Raw genomic sequence first — 19,259 nt, 5'->3', positions numbered from 1 at the left:
ACCGCGTCCCGGCCGCCGTCAGTAGCGCAGTACGCAGGCCACGCCGAAGGCTCCCTGGAGGGTGCCGTCGGGGACGAAGAGGACCTGGGTGTCGGCCCCGATCGCGGCGTCGACGAGCTGCTCCACGATGTCGGTGGCGATGCCCCTCGCGTGCGCCGGGGGCTCGATGTCCCGCAGCGGCTCCGGCAGCGTCACGGGCCTGGGCACCTCTGCCAGTTCCAGCTGCCGCCCGTCTCCGGTGATCCGGCCCGCGAGCTCCAGGCCCTCCTCCACGACGAGGAGCCGGACCCGCTTGTCGGCGACCGCCGTCCAGACCTCCAGCGGTCCGCCGGCGTACTTGCCGTGCCCCTGGGCCTCGGCCAGCGCGGAGACGGCCTCGTCCACCTGCTTCGCGTGGAACTCCGCGAGCATCGGCTCCAGTCGCTTCACCAGGTCCTGGGGCCGCACGTTGTCCATCCCGGCCAGCGGCAGCGTGCCCGCGATGTGGTTGCCGTGCGCGGACAGGGACTTGAACACGGAGAGGATCTTGTCGCCGCCGATGACGAACAGCGGCAGGCCGGAGTGCTCGCCGAGCGCGTCGCCGAGCCGCTTGTCGACCCGGCGCACGTACTGCTCGACGCGTGCCTTGTGGCCCTCGTAGGGCGCCGAGTGCGGAATCGCCCCCGGGAGGGCGTCCTCGGGCGACGGGATCTCCGGTGCGCACGGGAACCCGTGGTGGTCCACCTGGTCCAGACGCCGTACGGAGCCGTGGTAGAGGCGGCACATCTCCTGGTCGAGGACCAGGACGAGGTAGGGCCGGGACCGCTGCTCGGCGCCCACCAGGTACCGCGTGAGGAAGGAGTCGGCGAACTCGACACGTGGCTGCACGGGCGCGAGCGAGGTCATCTGCCAGACCTGCACGGGCTCGTTGGCGGCCAGGTAGACGACCATCGCGTCGTCGGGGTGGAACGGGTCGATCGCGTTCTCGACCACGGCGGGATCCAGCAGGTGGTCCCGCAGTTCCAGCTTCGTCTCCCGCCCCACGTCCGGGTCGTCCGCCAGCCGGCGCTTGGCCTCGGTGACGAGGTCGCGCAGGAGGATCCGGTCCTTCTCGCTGAACGGGAAATCCGGATCGGTCGGCAGCACGAGCGTGATGGCGGGATAGGGCCGCTCCTCGCTGAGGGCGGCCCGGATCTCGGGAGTCAGTTCAGACGTATGCACCATGTCAGCGTCGCACCGCGCCCGGCGCCCCGCACCTCGAAGAATCCAGGGTCCCCGCCGGTGAAACCCCGTGCCGGAAAACTCACCCTCGCGGCCCAGTCGCCGGGCGGTCGGCCCCGGCGTACCGTGAGCGGTAACAAAAACCGGCCGCCGTCGCCGTGCGGTGACGCAGGCGGCCGGGCTCCGGAGAACGCGGGCCTGCCGCGGGCAAGGAGTCGTCATGGGTAGACACAACTCTCCGGTCAAGGGCCACCACGGCCTGGGCGCGCGCGGACAGGGCAAGCAGCTCTACTACCACACGCAGGCACCCCAGGCGGCGGCCCGGCAGACGAAGAGCCAGCCGCCGGCCGGCAACCGCCAGCAGCAGGACCGGCGCCAGCCGAACGGCCGCTGGACGGTCTGACCTCCACACAGCGGTGCGGGCGCCCACGCTCACCCGGGCCTGGGCGCCGGCCGTATGCCCGGGCGGAACTTCGGCACCCGCACGGTGATCTTGGTGCCGGCGCCGAGGCCGGTCTCGATGACCAGGCCGTAGGCGTCGCCGTACACCTGGCGCAGCCTGCGGTCGACGTTGCTCAGGCCGATGCCGGTGGCGGGTCCCGGCGCGGCGCGCAGGAGGGCGCGCAGGCGCTCCGGCTCCATGCCGATGCCGTTGTCCTCGATGACGACCCGGGCCTCGGTCCCCTCGTCCTCCGCGGTGATCGTGATACGGCTGCGCTCCACGGACTCCTCCAGTCCGTGCTTCAGGGCGTTCTCCACCAGGGGCTGCAGGCACAGGAACGGCAGCGTGACGGGCAGTACCTCCGGCGCGATGCGCAGGGTGACCGCCAGGCGCTGTCCGAAACGGGCGCGGGCGAGTTCGAGGTACTGCTCGATGGAGCGCAGTTCCTCCGCGAGGGTGGTGAAGTCGCCGCCCCGGCGGAACGAGTAGCGGGTGAAGTCGGCGAACTCCAGCAGCAGTTCGCGGGCCCGCTCGGGGTCGGTGCGGACGAACGAGGCGATGCCGGCGAGGGAGTTGTAGATGAAGTGGGGGGAGATCTGGGCGCGCAGGGCGCGGATCTCGGCCTCGATCGCGCTGGAGCGGGCCCGGTCGAGGTCGACGAGTTCGAGCTGTACGGAGACCCAGCGCGCGACCTCCCCGGCCGCCCGGACCGGCACGGCGGACTCGCGGTCGCCGAACGCGGCGAGCGTTCCGGTCACCCGGCCGTCCACGGTGAGCGGCACGACGACGCCCCGGCGGACCGGGCAGCCGTCCTCGTCGCACGAGAGTTCGAGGGCCTGGGTACGGCCGCTGCGCACGGCCTCGGCGAGCCGTGCCGCCGTCGCCTCCCGGTGGTGGTCGCCGGCGCCGTCCCAGGCGAGGACGGACTCCTCGTCGGTGAGGGCGAGGGCGGCCGTGCCGAGCAGCGGGCGCAGCCGCCGCGCCGCCTTGCGGGCCGTGTCCGGGGTCAGTCCGGCGCGCAGGGCCGGGGCGGCGAGCGAGGCGGTGTGCAGGGTGTGGAACGTGGCCTGTTCGACGGGGGTGCCGGGGCCGGCCGGGTTCTCCTGCTGACGGCGCAGGGCCACGTGTCCGAGGGCGGCCCCGAGGACGAACAGCGCGAGGCCCGCCACGGCGAGCAGGAGCACCCCGAGAACACTCACCGCGCGCGGCCTCCGGCGTGGCGTGGGTGGGGGTCGTACATCGGGGCTCTCCTCGGTCGGGGCGGTCGGGGCGGTCGGGCGCGGCGGTCGGGCTGACACGGGGTGGTCGGGCGGCCCGGCGGCCCCCCGGGGCGGGTGGTCGGGGTCGGCGGTCGGGAGCGGGAGCCCGGGGCGGTCGGGAGCGGGAGCCCCGGGGCGATTGGGAGCAGGAGCCCGGAGAGCGGTCGGGGAGGCGGTCGGGAGCGGGAGGCCTGGCGGCGGTCAGGGGCGCGGGAGCCCGGGGGCGGTCGGGAGCGGGGTGCCTCCGAGGTCAGGGGGTGGATGGTTCGTGGCCGTGGAGCGCCGTCTCCGGGAGGTGCAGGCGGGCCATGGTGACGCCGGTGCCCGGTGGCACGCGGCCGCGGGTGGCGAGGGAGGTCAGCACCATCGCAGCGAAGCCGACGGGCACCGACCAGACCGCCGGCCAGGCCAGCAGGGTGTGCAGCCAGCCGGAGCTGACCGAGCCGGCGATGGTCGAGGTGACCGCGGCGAGGGCCGAGCCGCCGCCGAGGAGGAGCCCGGCGACGGCCCCCGGCGGGGTCAGACCGCGCCACCAGATGCCGAGCAGGAGCAGCGGGCAGAAGGAGGAGGCGGACACGGCGAAGGCGAGACCGACCGCGTCGGCCACGGGCAGGTCGCCGACGACGGTGTTCGCGGCGGCGGGCACGGCGATGGCCGGGACGACGGCCAGCCGGAAGTGCCGTACGCCGAGGGCCGGCAGCACGTCCTGGGCGAGGATGCCGGCGACCGACATGGTGAGCCCGGAGGCGGTGGACAGGAAGGCCGCGCAGGCGCCGCCCGCGACGAGGGCGCCGAGCAGGTCGCCGCCGGCCCCGCCGATCAGGCGCTGGGGCAGGACCAGCACGGCCGCGTCGGTGTCGCCGGTGAGCAGCAGGTCGGGCGCGTACAGCCGGCCGAGCACCCCGTACAGCGGCATCAGCAGGTAGAAGGCGCCGAGCAGGCCGAGCACGATCACGGTGGTCCGGCGGGCGGCACGGCCGTCGGGGTTGGTGTAGAAGCGCACGACGACATGGGGCAGGCCCATGGTGCCGAGGAAGGTGGCGAGGATCAGCCCGTAGGTGGCGTACAGCCCGTGCTGTTCGCGGCTCGACGCGAGCGGTGTCGCCCAGCTCGACGGGGCCGCCGGGCCGGAGGCCCTGTCGGGCAGCGGGACACGGGCGCCGGACGGGAAGCGCAGGACGGTCCCGGCGCCGATCCGGTGCCGGCCCTCGGTGAGGGTGACGGCGGCGCCGCGCAGCGGGTGGCCGTCGACGGCCCCGGTGGCGGTGACGCGGGCCGCCTCTTCGACGGTGACGGTCAGCGGACGGTCGACGCGGACCTCGGTGGAGCGGTGGAAGACCGGGCGGTCGTCCCAGGCGGGGGCCGGGCCGCGGTCGGCGTGCCAGGCGAGCAGCAGGAACACCACGGGGACGAGCAGGGCGGTGAGCTTCAGCCAGTACTGGAAGGCCTGCACGAAGGTGATGCTGCGCATGCCGCCGGCGGCGACGGCCGCGGTGACCACGACGGCGACGACGAGTCCGCCGAGCCAGCCCGGCGCGCCGGTGAGCAGCCTCAGGGTCAGTCCGGCGCCGCGCAGTTGGGGCAGCAGGTACAGCCAGCCGATGCCGACGACGAGGACGCCGGCGATCCGCCGCACGGCCCGGGACTCCAGCCTGGCCTCGGCGAAGTCGGGCAGCGTGTACGCGCCGGAGCGGCGCAGCGGGGCGGCGACGAACGCCAGCAGGACGAGGAAGCCTGCGGTGTAGCCGATGGGGAACCACAGCATGTCGACGCCCTGGGCGAGGAGCAGTCCGGCGATGCCGAGGAAGGAGGCGGCGGACAGGTACTCGCCGCTGACCGCGAAGGCGTTCAGCCGTGGGGCGACGTTGCGGGAGGCGACGTAGAAGTCGGAGGTGGTCCGGGAGACGCGCAGGCCCAGCGCGCCGAGAAGGGCCGTGGCGAGCACCACGGCCGAGATCCCCACGATTCCGTACGTCTGGTTCAACGGCCTTTCACGTCACCCTCGTTGCGTTCGGCGCGCCGGACGTACCAGGCGCCGATGCCGAGCAGGGCGGGGTACGGCGCGACGCCGAGGACGAGCCAGACGGCCAGGGGCGCGCCCGGACGGGCGCCGGAGAGCGGCAGCGTCCGCAGGACGACGGGGAGCAGGCCGAGGAGGGCGGTGAGCAGGCCGGTCGCCATGAGAGCCGTACGCAACTGACGTCGCATCAGGGACCGTACGGCGAAGTCGCTTGCGGGCAGGCGGTCCTGCTCGGGGGCTGTGGGGCAGGGGTGCCCGTCGCGGGCGGTGGCGCGCGGCGGTCCGGTGACCACTTCACGGGAGGTGACCCGCTGCCGGCCGGTGTCCCGCCCCGGGCCGGTGCGGGCCTCCTCGCGGGGGACGGGCTCCGCACCCATGGCACACCCCCCGAGACCGCGTGATCACCTTGTTGCGGCGAGTGTACGCAGCACGTCAGTGGTGAGGTAGTCGCCCGGCGCGGTTCGGCACAGGGCCGTCACAGAAGACGGGCCGGGAGCGCCTCTCGGGCTCAACGCGCCCTGCCCGCAGCCCCTTTGGCCTGTCGGGCGAGCAGGTCCCGCAGCTCACGGGCGTTGCGGCGGCTCACCGCCAGGACACGGCCGCCGACGCGTACGGTCAGGTTGCCGCCGTCCAGGCGCAGTTCCTCGATGCGCCCGAGGGCGACGAGGTGACTGCGGTGGATGCGGACGAAACCCCGGGAGCGCCACTGTTCCTCCAGCGCGGACAGCGGGACCCGCACCAGGTGACTGCCGCGCCGGGTGTGCAGGCGGGCGTAGTCGCCCTGCGCCTCGACATAGGTGATGTCGGCGATGGGCACGAAGCGCGTCACGCCGCCCAGTTCGACGGGCACCTGGTCCCCGAAGCCGCCGCCGGACACGCTCCCCGGGCCCGTCCCGACCGCCCCGGTGCCCCGCGTGTACCCCGTGGCGTGGGCGGCGGCCGGGCGCGGGCCCTGTCCGGCGCGGGTGAGTTCGGCCACCCGGCGTACGGCCTCCGCGAAGCGCTCCTCGCGCAGCGGCTTGAGCAGGTAGTCGACGGCCTTGAGGTCGAAGGCGCGGACGGCGAAGTCCTCGTGGGCGGTGACGAAGACGATGAGCGGCGGCGCGGCGAACCTGTGGAGCAGGCGGGCCAGTTCGAGGCCGCCGAGTCCGGGCATGTTGATGTCCAGGAACACGACGTCGATGCCCTCGGGGCCGTCCGGGCCGCCTTCCGCGGCCCCGGTGAGCCGGTCGAGCGCGTCGCCGGCCCGGAGGGCGGGCAGCACGGTGCCGACCCGTGGGTCCCCGCCGAGGAGGTACAGCAGTTCTTCGAGCGCCGGTTCCTCGTCGTCCACCGCGAGCACCCTCAACAGGCGGCCGGGCTCTCCGGCTCGTGCCGCTCCCTCCGTCGGCCGCTCCCGGCCGGTCACGCTCATCGCCCGCCGCTCCTCTTCCCGTCGTCCGCCGGTGCCGCCAGTTCCGTCCGTGCGGTCCGCCCGGGCCCGCGGTGCGTCTGCTCCGCGGTGGGCGCCGCACACGCGCGGGGAACCGTAACCGCGCGGGGAACCGCGCCTGGGCATCGTGGCCCGGTTCGGCGCCCACGTCGAGATCGCGTGCGGCGGCGGGCGTTCGCCGGTGCGCGGACGGCGGCCACCGCCCCCGTCCGGGGGGTGACGGCCGGGTCGACGTCGAAGCAGCAGTAGCTGCCGAGTCCGTAGGCCTGGTGGCCGGTGACGGTGCCGGCGGCCTGGGCGGTGTCGTTGCGGTCGCCGATCCGGACGTGGCCTTCGCCGGTGCCGGTGAGGCTCCACTGCTGGGCGGTGGTGCCGTCGCACGCGTACTGCTGGACGACGGTGCCGTTGGCGGTGCCGACCCCCTCGGCGTCCAGGCATCCGCCGCTCGCGGCGTTCATCACGGTGACGAAGCCGGTGGGGACCGCGGCGGCCGCGGGGTGCGTGGGGGCGCCGGTGAGCAGGGCGGCGGCCGTGACGGCCACCAGCGCGGCGGCGGTGGATCTGCCGCGGCGGAAGAGGGGGACACGGGGATCTCCTCGCGGGAGGGGGGCCGGCGGCCGCCCGGCGGGGTGCGCCGGGCGGCCGCCGGGGGCCGTGCGGGATGTCCGGTGCCCGGCCGGGTGTCCGGGGCGGCGCGTGTCAGCCGGTGTAGCCGGCGAGAACGCGGGTGTAGTCCCAGGCGGACTGGGCGACGCCGGAGCAGCTGTCGGCGCCGCCGCCGGTGCACGGACGGTCGCGGTTGGCGGACCAGAAGGTGAGCCGAGCCAGGTGGTGGGCCTGCGCGTAGGCGAGGATCGTGCGGAAGTCGTTCACCGTCACGGTCTCGTTGTTGTCGGTGATGCCGTTCATGGACGAGATGCCCATGTCCCGGTAGGCCTGGTCGTCGCTGTAGTGGTAGGCGTTCTTCAGCGCGTTCTTCAGGCCCTCGGCGGCCTGCACGGTGAGGTTGCCCATGTTCTGTCCGGCGCCGCCGAAGTCGAACGGCATGATGGCCCACGCGTCGACGGTCAGCCCGGAGGACGCCGCCCGGTTGATGAGGCTGGTGTCGGGGCCGCTCTGGCCGGTGCCGATGGTGATGTACACCTTCAGCCCGGGGTTGGCCGCCTTCACGGACTTGAGCGCGTCCACGGTGCGCTGCTGCACGGTGGGGTTGCTGTAGGCGTCGGCCTCGATGTCGATGTCGATCGCCTTCAGGCCGTAGGCGTTGATCACCTTCTGGTAGGCGCCGGCGAGTTCACCGGCGCTGGAGCAGGAACTCTCCAGCTTGTTGCCGCTGTAGCCGCCGAAGGACGGGATCACGTCGCCGCCGTTCGCCCGCACGGTGTTCACGGTCTGCTGGTCGACCCCGCCGGTGAGCGCGCGTGCGCCGTCCCACTGGGGGTTGCAGTAGCCGTTGCTCAGCACGAAGGCGAGCGTGAACCACTTGACGCCGGTGGCCTGGGTGATGGTGCTCGGACTCGGCGGGCTGCCCCAGCCGTTGTACAGGTACGGCGCGACGGCCATGGGCGCGGACGTGCCGCCGCCACCGCCGCTCGCCGCGGGGGCGTTCCACTTCTGGTTGGCGGCGCCCGTGCAGGTCCAGATCTGCGCGCGGGCGCCGTTGGCGGAGCTGTTGTCGGTGACGTCCAGGCACTTGTCCGCCTGGGGGTTGACGATGTCGTGCGCCGAGGTGACGGTCCACCTCTGGTTGGCGCCGCCGGTGCAGGTCCAGAGCTGGATCTTGGCGCCGTCGGCGGTCGAATTGCCGGTGACGTCCAGGCACTTGCCGAGGGCGCGTACGGTGCCGTCCGATCCCACCGTCCACTGCTGGGCGGCGGTGCCGTTGCAGTCGTAGAGCTGGACGGCGGTGCCGTCGGCGGTGCCGGCCGCGGCGACGTCGAGGCACTTTCCGGCGAGTCCGGTGATGGAGCCGGTGTCGGCCTGGGCGGGGGCCGCGGCGAGCAGTCCGCCGGCGAGGGACAGGAGCGCGACGGAGACGGCCGCGCCAAGGGGTCTGGCCATGCGGGTGGCCTTTCGTGTGGGGGTGCCGGATCATGACCAACTCACGCGTGGGGCAAAGGCGTCGGATGGATCCGGAGTCTTTGATTAAGGCGTGAAGTTAAAGGTACGGACCATCCGCGTCAAGTCATACGGCACGGCGGCCCGCCGGACCCGGGTCACCGCACCCCGGGCCCGGCGGGCCGCCGTCGTCCGCGCGGCTCAGGTCGCGGGCACCTCGTCGCCGTTGCGGGAGGCGAACTGCGTCCGGTGCAGTTCCGCGTACCGGCCGTCCGCGGCGAGGAGTTCGTCGTGCGTACCCCGCTCCACGATGCGGCCGGACTCCACGACGAGGATCTGGTCGGCGGCCCGGACGGTGGACAGCCGGTGGGCGATCACCACGGCGGTGCGGCCCTCCAGGGCCTCGGCGAGGGCTTCCTGGACCGCCGCCTCCGAGGTGTTGTCGAGGTGCGCGGTGGCCTCGTCCAGGATGACCACCCGCTGGCGGGCGAGCAGCAGGCGGGCGATGGTCATGCGCTGGCGCTCGCCGCCGGAGAGCCGGTAGCCGCGTTCGCCCACCACGGTGTCGAGGCCGTCGGGCAGGGACCGTACGACCTCGGCGAGGCGGGCCCGGCCGAGCGCCTCCCACAGGTCGTCGTCGGTGGCGCCGGGGCGGGCGAGCAGCAGGTTGGCGCGGACGGTGTCGTGGAAGAGGTGGCCGTCCTGGGTGACCATGCCGAGGGTGGCCCGCAGGGAGGCCGCGGTCAGGTCGCGCACGTCGGTGCCGCCGATCCGCACGGCACCGCCGGCCCTGCCGGCCCCGTCGGCCCCCTCGCCGTCGCCGTCGGTGTCGGTGTCGGTGTTGCCGTCGCCGTCGGCGTTGGTGTCGACGTCGTACAGGCGCGGCAGGAGCTGGGCGATGGTGGACTTGCCGGCGCCGGAGGAGCCGACGAGGGCGACGGTCTGGCCGGGTTCGGCGCGGAAGGAGATGCCGTGCAGGACCTCTTCGCCGCCGCGGGTGTCGAGGGCGGCGACCTCCTCCAGGGAGGCGAGGGAGACCTGGTCGGCGGCGGGGTAGGAGAAGCGCACGTCGTCGAACTCGACCGCGACCGGGCCCTCGGGCACCTCGATGGCGTCGGGCTTCTCCTCGATGAGCGGCTTCAGGTCGAGCACCTCGAAGACCCGCTCGAAGCTGACCAGGGCGCTCATCACCTCGACCCGGGCGCCGGCGAGGGCGGTGAGCGGGGCGTAGAGCCGGGTGAGCAGCAGGGCGAGGGAGACCACCGCGCCCGCCTCCAGGGTGCCGTGCAGCGCGAACCATCCGCCGAGGCCGTAGACGAGGGCGAGCGCGAGCGCGGAGACCAGGGTGAGGGCGGTGACGAACACCGACTGGGCGGTCGCCGTGCGGACCCCGATGTCACGGACCTGTCCGGCCCGCAGCGCGAACTCCGCGGACTCCTCTTCCGGGCGGCCGAACAGCTTGACCAGGGTGGCGCCGGGCGCGGAGAACCGCTCGGTCATCCGGGTGCCCATGGCCGCGTTCAGTGCCGCGGCCTCCCGCTGCATGCGCGCCATCCGGCTGCCCATGCGGCGCGCGGGCAGCACGAACACCGGGAGGAGGGCGAGGGCGAGCAGGGTGATCTGCCAGGACAGGGTGAGCATCACGGCCAGCGTGAGCAGCAGGGTGACGACGTTGGTGACCACGCCGGACAGGGTGTTGGCGAAGGCCCGCTGGGCGCCGATCACGTCGTTGTTGAGGCGGCTGACGAGCGCTCCCGTGCGGGTGCGCGTGAAGAACGCGACGGGCATGCGCTGCACGTGGTCGAACACGGCCGTTCTGAGGTCGAGGATGAGCCCCTCGCCGAGGGTGGCCGACAGGCGGCGGCCGAGGATGCCGAGACCGGCCTCGGCGAGCGCGACCACCGCGATGAGCAGGGACAGCCGTACGACCGTGCCGGAGTCGTGGCCCGCCACGATCGCGTCGACGACATGGCCGGCGAGGACGGGCGTGGCCACGGCGAGCAGCGCGGTCGCCACCCCGAGCAGCACGAACCGGATGATCCCGGCGCGGTGGGGGCGGGCGAAGGCGGCGATGCGGCGCAGTGTGGCACGGGCGAAGGGACGGCGCTCCTGCTGCGCGGTCATCACGCTGTGCAGCTGCGTCCAGGCGGTGATCTCCATACTCATGAGAGAACGGTAGAACCTCAAGCTTCATTGAGGTCAAGGTCCACAGCGGTTCACCCTATTCGTCCGGCATCCGGCATCCGACGTCGGGTGTCGGGTGTCCAGGGTCCGGCATCGGGCGTCCTCGGCGTGCTCTTCGCCGCCGACCGTTCCGCGCGGCCCTTCGAGGCGTCCGGCATCGGGGCCTCCAGGGTCCGGCATCAGGCAGCCGGGCTCGGGCGGCCGTCCGCACGGAAGCCGCTGCCGTCCCGTGAGCCGTCGGCCCCGCTCCCGTGGCCGCTGTGCGGCACCGGACGGTGCTCGCCGCGGGCCTCGGACAGCGGCGCGGCACGTCCTGGCCGTGGATCCTCGCGGCGGCCGGAGCCACCTGTCCGACCTGGGTCGCGGCCGCAGTCACCCGGCAGGGCGCGGTGGTGCAGCCGCTGCCCAAGGCGCGGCTGCCGGCCACCCCGTTCGCGGCGGGCGCGGCGAACCACCTGCTGCCGACCGGGCTCGGGGCGAGCGCGGTGAACCTGGGGGGGTCATGACCGTGTGCGGGGCGCCGCCCGCCCGCTCCTCGGCCGCGCTCGCCCGGTACCTGCTCGCCGAGGGCATGGGCCGGCTCGGGCTGCTGGGCGCGCCGCTGCTCGCGTTCCCGGACGCGCTGCGGGCCGGCGCCGTGCTGCCCGCCGGTGCGACGCGTCCGCCGCTGCCGGCCGTGGCCGCGCTGCTGTGCGCGGCAGTGCTGCTGTGCGCGGCAGTGCTGCTGTGCGCGGCAGTGCTGTGCGCGGTGGTGCTCGCGGTGGTGTGCGTACGACGGCTGCGCGCGGCCGTGGCCCGGTTCCTGCGGGACGCCTTGGCCGAGGCGCGCTCGGTGCACACCGTGCCCGCGCGGGCGCCGGCGTTTTGGGGCGGCTCGTCGGCGCTGCGGGGCGGCTCGCCGGCCTTCCCCGCGCTGCAGGCGGCGGGGCTCGCGGCGGTGGGCCGGGCGCTGGAGCTACCGGTGCCCTTGGCGCACATCGCACTGGCGTACCTCGCGGCGACGGCCACGGTGGCCCTGGTGCCCACCCCGGGCGGCGTCGGATCCGTGGAGGCGGCACTGGTCGTGGCGCTGGTCGCGGTGGGCGGGCCGGTGGCGGTGGCGATGGCGATGGCGATGGCGACGGCCGTGGTGCTCGCCCACCGCGTCATCACCGTCTGGGTGCCGCTGGTGCCGGGTGCGCCGACGCCGGGGGCACTGGTGCGGCTCAAGGTCATCTGAGGCAGAGTTGCCCTCCGGTCCGCGTCCGCCGGACATCGCACCGCCGTCGCCCCGGAGACCCGGACACCCGGACACCCGGAGCACTAGAGTCCCCGAGCTCCGAGCCCCGAGCCCCGAGCCCCGAGAAGGAGTGTCCGCCGTGCCGGTCCGTGTGGAACGCGCAGAGCACGTCACCACCGTCATCCTGTCCCGCCCCGGCGCGCGGAACGCGGTGGACGGTCCGACCGCCGCCGAACTCGCCGCCGCGTTCCGCGCGTTCGAGGCGGACGACACCGCGCGGGTGGCCGTGCTGTGGGGCGAGGGCGGCACGTTCTGCGCGGGCGCCGACCTGAAGGCGATCGGCGCGGAACGCGGCAACCTGGTCACCGAGGACGGGGACGGGCCGATGGGTCCGACCCGGATGCGGCTGTCCAAGCCCGTCATCGCGGCCGTGGCCGGGCACGCTGTGGCGGGCGGCCTCGAACTGGCCCTGTGGTGCGATCTGCGGGTCGCCGAGGAGGACGCCGTGTTCGGGGTGTTCTGCCGCCGCTGGGGCGTCCCGCTGATCGACGGCGGAACGGTACGGCTGCCCCGGCTGATCGGCGCCGGGCGGGCGATGGACATGATCCTCACCGGCCGCCCGGTCCCCGCCGCCGAGGCCCACGCCATCGGCCTCGCCGACCGCCTCGTCCCGGCCGGCCGCGCCCGCGCGGAGGCGGAGCTGCTGGCGGCGGCCATCGCCCGCTTCCCGCAGGCCTGCCTGCGCGGCGACCGGGCCTCGGCCCTGGAGCAGGAGGGGCTGGACGAGGAGACCGCGATGCGGGGTGAACTCGTCCACGGGATGCGCGTGCTGGCCGAGTCCGGCGAGGGCGCCGCGCGCTTCGCCGGAGGCGCCGGACGGCACGGTTCCTTCACGGACCTCTGAGCCACCCGCACCGCGCCCGCGAAGCGGCGTCGTCCACCCGGAGTGCGGCGCCCGCGGCGCCCGAAGAGCACCGCTCACGGCGTCCGGCGGGTGCAGGCCCGAGGCGTCCGGCAGGTGCGAGCCCGAGGCGTCCGGCAGGTGCGAGCCCGAGGCGTAGGCTCGTCCGCGTACCGGGCGTACGCGGGCGGGGCGGTACTTCGCGGACACGACCCAGGAGGGCGGGCGAGCCATGGCGGCCGGGCCGGACGAGATCGAACTGAGCGAGGACGAACTCCGCGCCATCACGGGCTTCGCGGCCGACTGCGCGCGCGAGGTGCTGGCGCTCTTCGAGCGGAGCCACCCGGCCGACCAGCGCCCTCGCGAAGCCCTGGACGCGGCGTACGCGTTCGCCGGGGGCGGCCGTCGTACGGCGGCGCTGCGGCGCTGCGCGTGGGCGGCGTACCGGGCGGGACGGGAAGCGGCCGCGCCACCCGCGGCGGGCGACGCGGCACTTGCGGCGAGCCACGCGGCCGCCGCCGCTTACCTCCATCCCCGAGCGAGCGCCCATCAGGTCAAACACCTTCTCGGCGCGGCGGCCCACGCGGCGCGGGCGCGCGAACTCGCCCTCACGGAACCGCGGGCAGGAGCGGGATCGGCCGAACAGGCCGACAGGACAGGTGACTCGACCTCGGCGGACGGCGGGTGCGCCGCCGCCGACACGCTGGCGTGGGCTCGTCGGCACGCGCCCGGGGCCGTCGTCGCGGTACTCGGCCGGCTGCCCGCCGCGCCGCCCGGCGGCGGCCGGGTGGGACAGCTCGTACGCGATCTCGACGCGGCGCTGCGCGACTGAGACCGGCCGCTGCCACCTCACCGAACAGGCCCACCGCCGGGCGGAGTCGGCCGACTGCCCGAGCGGTGACGCCATCGGCGTCGCTCCGGCGTACGCCGTCCCGGTCCCGCTGCGTCCGCGCGCCGGTGGCAGGTTCCGGCCGTGACCGTGGAACCTGGGCGGGTGGAGCAGGCCGGTGGGCTGGGGCGCGGTGATCGGGACGGCATGTGCGACCGTGCCGTTCGGCCAGGCGGCCGTTCGTACGGGCGTGCCGTTACGCCAGGCCCGCCGTTCGTGCGGCACGCCCACCACCGCCGCCCACGGCGACGGCCGCGACCAGGACGGACTCGCGGCGGGAATCGTCCGAAAGGCGTGCCCCCTCCGCCGGTCCTGGTACGAACCCCCTTCCCGGATACGGCAGGATGAGCGAACGCGCCGACCGCCGCCGATCCGGCGGAGCGGCGCGTTCGCACATCCCGGACTTCGAGCAGGTGACTTCTTGACGAGACATCACATCAGGCTCCACGCGACCGCTTCGCGCCCCGGAGGTACGCGGTGAACCACGCCCTGACCCGCGATCCGACCCTGGACGACCTCGTCGTCGCCGGCATCGCGCTGGCCGCGGGCCTCGTGCTGGCCTTCCTCTCCCGCACCCTGCTGCGCTGGCTCGCCAAGCACGCCAAGCGCACCCGCTGGACCGGTGACGACGTCATCGTGGACGCGCTGCGGACCGTCGTGCCGTGGGCGGCGATCGCGAGCGGCGCGGCGACGGCCGCCGTGGTGCTGCCGCTGACGAAGACCGTGCAGCGGGACGTCCACCTGACGCTGGAGGTGTGGCTGATCCTGGTGGTGACGCTCTCCGCGGCCCGGGTGATCGCCGGTCTCGTCCAGGCGGTCACCCAGTCCCGTTCCGGCGTGGCGGGTTCGGCGACCATCTTCGTCAACATCACCCGTGTGCTGGTCCTGGCCATCGGCTTCCTGGTGGTGCTCCAGACGCTGGGCATCTCGATAGCGCCGCTGCTCACCGCCCTCGGTGTCGGCGGCCTCGCCGTCGCCCTGGCGCTCCAGGACACCCTCGCCAACCTCTTCGCGGGCGTCCACATCCTCGCGTCCAAGACCGTGCAACCGGGCGACTACATCCGGCTCAGCAGCGGCGAGGAGGGGTACGTCGTGGACATCAACTGGCGCCAGACGACCGTCCGCCAGCTGTCGAACAACCTGGTCGTCATCCCCAACGGGCAGCTCGCCAAGACCAACATGACGAACTTCACCCGGCCCGAGCAGCAGCTGACGGTCCTGGTGCAGGCGGGTGTGGGCTACGACGCCGACCTCGACCGGGTCGAGCAGGTGACGGCCGAGGTGGTGTCCCAGGTGATGACCGAGATCACCGGCGCGGTCCCGGAGCACGAGCCCGCCATCCGCTTCCACACCTTCGGCGACTCGCGCATCGGGTTCACGGTGATCCTCGGCGTCGGCGAGTTCAGCGACCAGTTCCGGATCAAGCACGAGTTCATCAAGCGTCTGCACCGCCGCTACCGCGAGGAGGGCATCAGCATCCCGGCGCCGACCCGGACGGTCTCCCTCCAGCAGGGTGCCGTGCTGATCCCGCACCAGCGGCACGCCGAGGACCTGGCGCCGGGGCCGGTCCTGGCCGACTGAGGTCCGTCCGGCGCCGGGAGGGGGAGACGCCCCCGAGAACCTGGCGCGGGAGTCCGGGGCCGTTTCCGTCCGCCGTCCGGACGGGACGGCCCCGTCGTACGCTCGAAGGGTCATGGCCACTCCCCCGGACCCCCGGCTCCCCGAGCCCCAGCTCCCCGCCCGTACGCCCCAGACACCCCGGACGCTCCGCGCGCTGGACGCGCGGATCGACACGATCGGCCGCCATCCGTTCCGCGCGAAGTTCCACCTGCGAGGCCGCGACCGCGCGACGGCCGAGCTGAAGGGCCCCGCCACCGTCCGCCGGCACGCCTACGACCTGATCGCCGAGCGGCTCGCCCCGGCCGAGCCGTACAAGGACGGCAGGCAGACGCCGTACCGGGGCCATCCGGTCTTCGTCGCCCAGCACGCGACCGCCACCTGCTGCCGGACCTGCCTGCAGCGGCTGCACGGCATCCCCAAGGGACGCCCGCTGACCCGCGCCGAGCACCTGTACGTGGTGGACGTGATCCTCAGGTGGATCGAGCGGGAGATGACGGGCGGCGGGCAGCAGGGGGAACCCGGCCGCCAGGGGTGAGCGGGGACGGGTGAGCGCAGACCCGCCGGACCTCCGGACGGCTGTGGATCGTCACGGTCACGCCAGGTCGGGCCAGGTGGCGGCGCCCCGGCGCTCACGCGGGCGCGGGCCCCTGTCGAGGGCGCCCCGCTCACGAGATATCTTGATGTCGAGCAATGTTGCAGACGTGGAGCGGAGCACCCGGTGACTGACTCGACCATCATCTACACCTACACGGACGAAGCCCCGGCCCTGGCCACGCATTCGTTCCTGCCGGTGATCCAGGCGTACGCCGCGAAGGCCGGTGTGCCCGTGGAGACCCGTGACATCTCGCTGGCCGGGCGCATCATCGCGCACTTCCCCGAGCACCTGAACGAGGACCAGCGCATCCCGGACGCCCTGGCCGAGCTGGGCGAACTGGCCAAGACCCCCGCGGCCAACATCGTCAAGCTGCCGAACATCTCGGCGTCCATCCCGCAGCTCAAGGCCGCCGTCGCCGAGCTGCAGGCCAAGGGCTACGCGCTGCCGGACTACCCGGACGACCCGAAGTCCGACGAGGAGCGCGAGATCCGCGCCCGTTACGACAAGATCAAGGGTTCCGCCGTGAACCCGGTCCTGCGTGAGGGCAACTCGGACCGCCGCGCCCCCGCCTCGGTCAAGAACTACGCCAAGGCCCACCCGCACCGCATGGGCGCCTGGAGCCCCGAGTCCCGGACCGATGTCGCGACGATGGGTGAGAACGACTTCCGCTCCACCGAGAAGTCCGTGGTCGTCGCCGAGGACGGCAAGCTCCGCATCGAGCTGGTCGCCGAGGACGGCACCACCACCGTGCTCAAGGAGTCGGTCCCGGTCCTGGCGGGCGAGGTCGTCGACGCCTCCGTCATGCACGTCGCCGAGCTGGAGCAGTTCCTCGCCGCGCAGGTCGCCCGCGCGAAGGAGGAGGGCGTCCTGTTCTCCGTGCACCTGAAGGCCACGATGATGAAGGTCTCCGACCCGATCATCTTCGGTCACGTGGTGCGCGCCTTCTTCCCGAAGACGTTCGCGAAGTACGGCCAGGTCCTCGCGGCCGCCGGCCTCTCCCCGAACGACGGCCTGGGCGGCATCTTCAAGGGCCTGGAGAAGCTGGCCGAGGGCGCCGAGATCAAGGCCTCCTTCGACGCCGAGCTGGCCGAGGGCCCGGCTCTCGCCATGGTCGACTCCGACAAGGGCATCACCAACCTGCACGTCCCCTCGGACGTCATCGTCGACGCCTCCATGCCGGCCATGATCCGCACCTCCGGCCACATGTGGGGCGCGGACGGCCAGGAGCACGACACCCTCGCGGTGATCCCGGACTCCTCCTACGCCGGTGTCTACCAGGCCGTGATCGACGACTGCCGCGCGAACGGCGCGTACGACCCGTCGACCATGGGCACGGTCCCGAACGTCGGCCTGATGGCGCAGAAGGCCGAGGAGTACGGCTCCCACGACAAGACCTTCGAGGTCGCGACCGCCGGCACGGTCCGCCTGGTCGACCAGGCCGGTGACGTCCTGATCGAGCAGCCGGTCGCCGCCGGCGACATCTTCCGCGCCTGCCAGACCAAGGACGCGCCGATCCGCGACTGGGTCAAGCTGGCCGTCTCCCGCGCCCGCGCCACCGGTGACCCGGCCGTGTTCTGGCTGGACGAGAGCCGCGCCCACGACGCCAACCTGATCGCCAAGGTCCGCGCGTACCTGCCGGAACACGACACCGAGGGCCTGGACATCCGGATCCTCGCCCCGGTCGAGGCCGCCAAGCTGTCCGTCGAGCGCGTCCGCCGCGGCGAGAACACCATCTCGGTGACCGGCAACGTGCTGCGTGACTACAACACCGACCTCTTCCCGATCCTGGAGCTGGGCACCAGCGCCAAGATGCTGTCGGTCGTCCCGCTGATGGCGGGCGGCGGCCTGTTCGAGACGGGTGCCGGCGGCTCCGCGCCGAAGCACGTCCAGCAGCTGGTCAAGGAGAACTACCTGCGCTGGGACTCGCTGGGCGAGTTCTTCGCGCTGGTCCCGGCCCTGGAGCAGTTCGCGGCGACCACCGGCAACACCCGTGCCAAGGTCCTCGCCGACGCCCTCGACCGCGCCACGGCGACCTTCCTCAACGAGGACAAGTCCCCGACCCGTCGCGTCGGCGGCATCGACAACCGCGGCAGCCACTTCTTCCTGTCCCTGTACTGGGCGCAGGAGCTGGCCCGTCAGACCGAGGACGCGGAGCTGGCCAAGGCGTTCGCGCCGCTGGCCGAGGCTCTCGCGGCCGACGAGCAGAAGATCGTCGACGAGCTGAACGCGGTCCAGGGCTCCCCGGCCGAGATCGGCGGCTACTACCAGCCCGAGAAGGCCAAGGCGGACGCGGTCATGCGCCCGTCGGCCACGTGGAACGAGACGCTCGCGTCCCTGTGAGCTGACGCCCCCGGCGTGTGACACCACGCCGTGGCTCCGACGGCGCCCCGGCCGGGATCCTCCCCGGCCGGGGCGCCGTCGTACCGCCCGCGGGCATACCCGTGGACCCGGTTGTCGGTGCCGTGTGACACCTTGACCGTCCCGGCAGTACCCCACCGCGATCCCGGAGCCGCCCGTGTCCGTACCCCCGCCCGTCACGCCCGCCTCCCCGGCGTCCCACTCGTCCTTCTCCCCCGCGGCCGGGTCGCCGTCCACGGCCTCGTCGCCGGCCGCGTACGCGCTGCTGCCCGGTGACGCCGACTCGCCCGTGCTGCTGCACGTCCCGCACTCCTCGCGGGCGATACCCGGGGACGTGCGCGCCGGGATCGTGCTGGACGACGACGCCCTGGAGCGGGAGCTGGACCACATCACCGACACGCACACCGCCCGGATCGCGGAGGTGGCCGCCGGGCTCGCCGGCGCGCGGCCGTGGCGGTTCGTCAACGGGCTCTCGCGACTGGTGGTGGACCCGGAGAGGTTCCCCGACGAGCGGGAGGAGATGCTCGCGGTGGGGATGGGCGCGGTGTACACGCGGACCACGCACCGAGGCGAGCTGCGCGCCGCGGACACCGACCCGGAACCGCTGGTCGAGCGGTACTTCCGGCCCTACGCGCGGGCCATGTCCGAGGCGGTGGCCGGACGGCTCGCGGCGACCGGGCGGGCCGTCGTGATCGACGTGCACTCCTATCCCGCCGAACCCCTGCCGTACGAACTGCACGGCGCCGGGCCGCGTCCCGCCGTCTGTCTCGGCACCGACTCCTTCCACACGCCGCCGGAGCTGACGAAGGCGGCGCTGGCCGCGTTCGCCGGGTTCGGCGGCACGGGCCTCGACAGCCCGTTCGCCGGGACGTACGTGCCGCTGGAGCACTACGGGCGCGACCGGCGGGTGAGCGCGCTCATGGTGGAGATCCGGCGGGACACCTACATGCGGGAGCCGGGCGGCCCGGCGGGGCCGGGGCTGGAACGGCTGGCCGCCGGGCTGGCCGAACTGGTGGACGCCGTCGGTTCGGCGGTCTGAGCCGAGGACGGGGAGGAGGACGGGAGCGGGCGCCGGGACGCCC

15 protein-coding genes and 1 pseudogene are annotated in these 19,259 nt (G+C 73.9%); 8 read left to right on the top strand and 8 right to left on the bottom strand.

What is annotated here, in order from left to right; all coding sequences use genetic code 11:
* Nucleotides 1-18: 18 nt before the first annotated feature.
* On the bottom strand, nucleotides 19-1,203 hold the full coding sequence (locus ACIPRD_RS06735; RefSeq protein ID WP_356408219.1) for a hypothetical protein: 1,185 nt from the start codon (nucleotides 1,201-1,203) through the stop codon (nucleotides 19-21).
* Nucleotides 1,204-1,420: 217 nt separating this feature from the next.
* Here ACIPRD_RS06735 and ACIPRD_RS06730 point away from each other — a divergent pair, with 217 nt between their 5' ends.
* Nucleotides 1,421-1,603 (top strand): hypothetical protein, encoded by a 183-nt coding sequence (locus tag ACIPRD_RS06730; protein ID WP_356408222.1) that lies wholly within the window; start codon nucleotides 1,421-1,423, stop codon nucleotides 1,601-1,603.
* Nucleotides 1,604-1,632: 29 nt separating this feature from the next.
* Here the strand turns inward: ACIPRD_RS06730 and ACIPRD_RS06725 are convergent, their stop codons facing one another.
* The 7 genes from ACIPRD_RS06725 to ACIPRD_RS06695 all read right to left on the bottom strand — a co-directional run bounded on the left by ACIPRD_RS06725 (nucleotide 1,633) and on the right by ACIPRD_RS06695 (nucleotide 10,571).
* Nucleotides 1,633-2,841, bottom strand: coding sequence for a sensor histidine kinase (locus ACIPRD_RS06725; RefSeq protein ID WP_401560554.1), 1,209 nt, complete (start codon nucleotides 2,839-2,841; stop codon nucleotides 1,633-1,635).
* 310 nt (nucleotides 2,842-3,151) lie between these two features.
* A complete protein-coding gene (locus ACIPRD_RS06720; RefSeq protein ID WP_401560551.1) occupies nucleotides 3,152-4,885 on the bottom strand; it encodes a cation acetate symporter in 1,734 nt (577 codons plus the stop codon).
* Nucleotides 4,882-5,298 carry a hypothetical protein gene (locus ACIPRD_RS06715; RefSeq protein WP_401560548.1) on the bottom strand — a complete coding sequence of 139 codons (417 nt, stop codon included), beginning with the start codon at nucleotides 5,296-5,298 and terminating at the stop codon, nucleotides 4,882-4,884. Before ACIPRD_RS06715 ends, ACIPRD_RS06720 begins: the two co-directional genes overlap by 4 nt.
* 131 nt (nucleotides 5,299-5,429) lie before the next feature.
* Nucleotides 5,430-6,272 (bottom strand): LytR/AlgR family response regulator transcription factor, encoded by an 843-nt coding sequence (locus ACIPRD_RS06710; RefSeq protein WP_401561858.1) that lies wholly within the window; start codon nucleotides 6,270-6,272, stop codon nucleotides 5,430-5,432.
* A gap of 59 nt (nucleotides 6,273-6,331) precedes the next feature.
* A complete protein-coding gene (locus ACIPRD_RS06705; protein ID WP_401560545.1) occupies nucleotides 6,332-6,895 on the bottom strand; it encodes an RICIN domain-containing protein in 564 nt (187 codons plus the stop codon).
* 157 nt (nucleotides 6,896-7,052) lie between these two features.
* Nucleotides 7,053-8,414 carry a lectin gene (locus ACIPRD_RS06700; RefSeq protein ID WP_401560542.1) on the bottom strand — a complete coding sequence of 454 codons (1,362 nt, stop codon included), beginning with the start codon at nucleotides 8,412-8,414 and terminating at the stop codon, nucleotides 7,053-7,055.
* Nucleotides 8,415-8,612: 198 nt separating this feature from the next.
* On the bottom strand, nucleotides 8,613-10,571 hold the full coding sequence (locus tag ACIPRD_RS06695; RefSeq protein ID WP_401561855.1) for an ABC transporter ATP-binding protein: 1,959 nt from the start codon (nucleotides 10,569-10,571) through the stop codon (nucleotides 8,613-8,615).
* A 275-nt stretch (nucleotides 10,572-10,846) separates the two neighbouring features.
* Between ACIPRD_RS06695 and ACIPRD_RS06690 the strand changes: the two are divergent.
* The 7 genes and pseudogenes from ACIPRD_RS06690 (at nucleotide 10,847) to ACIPRD_RS06660 (ending at nucleotide 19,216) form a co-directional block, all read left to right on the top strand.
* Nucleotides 10,847-11,814, top strand: a pseudogene (locus ACIPRD_RS06690) (lysylphosphatidylglycerol synthase domain-containing protein).
* 139 nt (nucleotides 11,815-11,953) lie between these two features.
* Nucleotides 11,954-12,718: a crotonase/enoyl-CoA hydratase family protein gene (locus ACIPRD_RS06685; RefSeq protein ID WP_401560539.1), complete on the top strand. Its 765-nt coding sequence runs from the start codon at nucleotides 11,954-11,956 to the stop codon at nucleotides 12,716-12,718.
* A gap of 229 nt (nucleotides 12,719-12,947) precedes the next feature.
* Nucleotides 12,948-13,547 (top strand): putative immunity protein, encoded by a 600-nt coding sequence (locus ACIPRD_RS06680; RefSeq protein ID WP_401560537.1) that lies wholly within the window; start codon nucleotides 12,948-12,950, stop codon nucleotides 13,545-13,547.
* Nucleotides 13,548-14,093: 546 nt separating this feature from the next.
* Nucleotides 14,094-15,185, top strand: a complete 1,092-nt coding sequence (locus tag ACIPRD_RS06675) for a mechanosensitive ion channel family protein (protein WP_356408934.1) — start codon at nucleotides 14,094-14,096, stop codon at nucleotides 15,183-15,185.
* Between the two features lie 112 nt (nucleotides 15,186-15,297).
* Nucleotides 15,298-15,759, top strand: coding sequence for a DUF4186 domain-containing protein (locus tag ACIPRD_RS06670; RefSeq protein WP_401560534.1), 462 nt, complete (start codon nucleotides 15,298-15,300; stop codon nucleotides 15,757-15,759).
* A 183-nt stretch (nucleotides 15,760-15,942) separates the two neighbouring features.
* Complete coding sequence (locus ACIPRD_RS06665; RefSeq protein ID WP_401560531.1) at nucleotides 15,943-18,159, top strand: NADP-dependent isocitrate dehydrogenase; 2,217 nt, start codon at nucleotides 15,943-15,945, stop codon at nucleotides 18,157-18,159.
* 280 nt (nucleotides 18,160-18,439) lie between these two features.
* Nucleotides 18,440-19,216, top strand: coding sequence for an N-formylglutamate amidohydrolase (locus ACIPRD_RS06660; RefSeq protein WP_401561853.1), 777 nt, complete (start codon nucleotides 18,440-18,442; stop codon nucleotides 19,214-19,216).
* The last annotated feature ends 43 nt before the right edge of the window (nucleotides 19,217-19,259 follow it).

Origin of the sequence: Streptomyces sp. NPDC090108 (assembly GCF_044747185.1) — a bacterium.
GTDB lineage: Bacteria > Actinomycetota > Actinomycetes > Streptomycetales > Streptomycetaceae > Streptomyces.
The sequence above is the reverse complement of the archived record's forward strand: the minus strand, read 5'-3'. Positions and strand labels throughout refer to the sequence as shown.